Consider the following 2,318-nt stretch of genomic DNA (forward strand, 5'->3'; position numbering starts at 1 on the left):
CCCTTCCGCTATAATCATTTTATTTTGCAAACGGACTTCATCATGCCGAAAATCACCCTTATCGCCGCCTACGCCGCCCGCCGCTGTATCGGCATCAACAACACTATGCCTTGGCATTTGCCCGAGGATTTTGCCTTTTTCAAATCCTACACCACCGGCAAACCCGTCATTATGGGCCGCAAAACATGGGAATCTCTGCCGCGCAAACCGCTGCCCGGCCGTCAAAATATCGTCATCACCCGCCAAGATTATCAGGCCGAAGGTGCGCAAACGGCGGCTTCTTTGGAAGATGCGCTGGCTTTGTGTCAGGGGGCTGAAGAAGTCATCATCATGGGCGGCGCTCAAATTTATGCACAAGCCCTGCCGATTGCCACGGATTTGCGTTTGACCGAAGTCGGTTTGGATGTGGACGGCGATGCGTTTTTTCCTGAGTTTTCCACAGAAACATGGCAAGAAGCCTCTCGGGAAAACCATGTTTCCGCCAAAGGCATCGAATACGCGTTTGTGCATTATGTGAAGGCATAATCCGACAACGCAAAGGCCGTCTGAAACCCTGTTTTTCAGGTTTCAGACGGCCTTTTTATTTCGTTTGTTTACGGCATACCGTTTAAGCCGTTTTGTTTTTTAAAGGCAGCTTGATATGCGGTTTGGCCGGCTTGGGTGCTTCTTTCAGTCCAAGTTCGATTTGCTGCTCTTCGCTCAACAAATTGCTCCAGTCGCCTTTTTTATACCAGTCGCGGCCGTCCAATTCGATGGGATGTTGGATGCGCTCGCAACCGTTGCCGCATTGCAGATCGTCTTCTTTGCAGTATTTGTCGCAACCCCAGCAGATACGCTCGGGATTTTTCGGGAAAATGGGAAATTTCTTGGCCATGGTGTTCTTCTTTTGTTTGTGTGCGGTATGGGCAGAATTATAAGTGATTTGAATGGGGCTGGCGGCGGGTTTATCGTGTTTTACGCTGATTTTTTAAGATGTGTTAACCTTTCAGACGGCCTATACTGTGAAAATAATCCCTACGCGGTACAACAAGAGGACCCGATATGAACATATGCCGTCTGAAGCCTGAATTTGTCGAGCCTTTATCACTCACGCTATTTGAGGAATGGCACGATTTTGCGCCGTGGTCGTCTCTGGACAAAATCCGTGTGTATTACGCACAGTGCCTTAATGGGGATGACTTGCCGCTGGCGTTTGCGGCTGTCGATAACGAAGGGCGGCTGATGGGTTCGGCGGCATTAAAGCGGTTTGATATGGCGTGTTTTCCCGAATACGAATATTGGCTGGGTGATGTGTTCGTTTTGCCGCAATTTCGCGGTTTGGGCGTAGGCAGGCAGCTGGTTTCGTTTTGTCTGGATAAAGCACGCGAACTGGGTTTGCCGCATCTGTATCTCTATCCAGCCGCTGCTTTTGTTGTTGCTGCGTTCGCTGCTGCTTTGTTCGGCGGATTGGAGTGTGATGTCGTTATCGGCAATCAGGCCGGTTCCTGCTTTACCTGAAACATCCGATCCTGTGATGTTGATATTGGATTGTTCGCCTGCACCTCCGGCAATAAGGGTAGTTTTACCGCCTGCTTGAATTTGGCTGGCTTGGGCTTGATTTACTTGAACTTGGGTGGTTTGTCGGTTTTGCTGTTCGCCGTAGGTTATGGAAATGCTGACTTCTGCTGCTGCAACCGCTGCTTCTAAATACCGCTTGGGCAAGGATATACACGGTTTTTTGTCATGTGCTTAATTCTTCTTGCTTGTTTTTTTCGGTGAGTTGATTTTCTTTTTTTACACAGGCAATAGGCACTTGGCGGTGCATGGGATTAATACCACAACCAAGTGATAGCACCGGGTGCTTCGCTTTCGTTATATGGCTCACTGGGATAGAGCTTGGGTGAGAGAATGTTTAGGGGGGAGTGGGCATAGTTTAGAGTTACGATTAGTTAAAGTAAAAAGGAAAGGTAAGTGGTTTTAAGGCAGCCTGAAACGGAGTTCAGCGAAACCAAAACCGCGTGTGCATGAATGCACATCCTACCATTTCACTTTTTTGGTTGGTTACACAGGCTATGCTGGTTAGTAGTGCCAGTTAATCTACATCTTGATAAAGTTTATCTATAAAACTATCAAAATCAGGTGTGATGGGAACTGTAATCATCTTGGTATTACCTAGTTCATCTTCGTAAAATTCATCATGATACATAAGTACGATGGATGGATTACTTGAATTCTTACGGTAATCAAAACAAATATAATCGCCATTTGCACTTATTCCAAATGCAACAACTTGGTTTCCATAGCCATATTCATTATCAATGCATGAATAGGTATAGATA

4 protein-coding genes and 1 pseudogene are annotated in these 2,318 nt (G+C 46.8%); 2 read left to right on the forward strand and 3 right to left on the reverse strand.

All coding sequences use genetic code 11. From position 1 onward, the window contains the following. Nucleotides 1-42: 42 nt before the first annotated feature. Nucleotides 43-525, forward strand: coding sequence for a dihydrofolate reductase (locus tag ACTHUE_RS15840; RefSeq protein WP_070461535.1), 483 nt, complete (start codon nt 43-45; stop codon nt 523-525). A gap of 82 nt (nt 526-607) precedes the next feature. Here the strand turns inward: ACTHUE_RS15840 and ACTHUE_RS15845 are convergent, their stop codons facing one another. Next, nucleotides 608-874 carry a DUF3079 domain-containing protein gene (locus ACTHUE_RS15845; protein WP_003686685.1) on the reverse strand — a complete coding sequence of 89 codons (267 nt, stop codon included), beginning with the start codon at nt 872-874 and terminating at the stop codon, nt 608-610. A gap of 167 nt (nt 875-1,041) precedes the next feature. On the opposite strand from ACTHUE_RS15845, the gene ACTHUE_RS15850 reads away from it, so the two are divergent. Next, nucleotides 1,042-1,497: a GNAT family N-acetyltransferase gene (locus ACTHUE_RS15850; protein WP_234396013.1), complete on the forward strand. Its 456-nt coding sequence runs from the start codon at nt 1,042-1,044 to the stop codon at nt 1,495-1,497. On the opposite strand, the pseudogene ACTHUE_RS15855 reads toward ACTHUE_RS15850, so the two are convergent. Together ACTHUE_RS15855 and ACTHUE_RS15860 are read right to left on the reverse strand one after the other, a co-directional pair. Next, nucleotides 1,396-1,668: pseudogene (locus ACTHUE_RS15855) on the reverse strand (hemagglutinin repeat-containing protein); the annotation flags it as partial. The gene ACTHUE_RS15850 and the pseudogene ACTHUE_RS15855 overlap by 102 nt on opposite strands. Before the next feature lie 403 nt (nt 1,669-2,071). Beyond that, a partial coding sequence (locus ACTHUE_RS15860) for an SMI1/KNR4 family protein (RefSeq protein WP_440423964.1) occupies nt 2,072-2,318 on the reverse strand: 247 nt, incomplete at its 5' end.

The sequence above is a fragment of the Neisseria sp. P0021.S005 genome (assembly GCF_051956955.1).

What these genes read in the sequence shown, in the direction of transcription:
- ACTHUE_RS15845 (WP_003686685.1), bottom strand. Translation starts at nt 874, where the DNA reads ATGGCCAAGAAATTTCCCATTTTCCCGAAAAATCCCGAGCGTATCTGC.
- ACTHUE_RS15850 (WP_234396013.1), top strand. Translation starts at nt 1,042, where the DNA reads ATGAACATATGCCGTCTGAAGCCTGAATTTGTCGAGCCTTTATCACTC.
- ACTHUE_RS15840 (WP_070461535.1), top strand. Translation starts at nt 43, where the DNA reads ATGCCGAAAATCACCCTTATCGCCGCCTACGCCGCCCGCCGCTGTATC.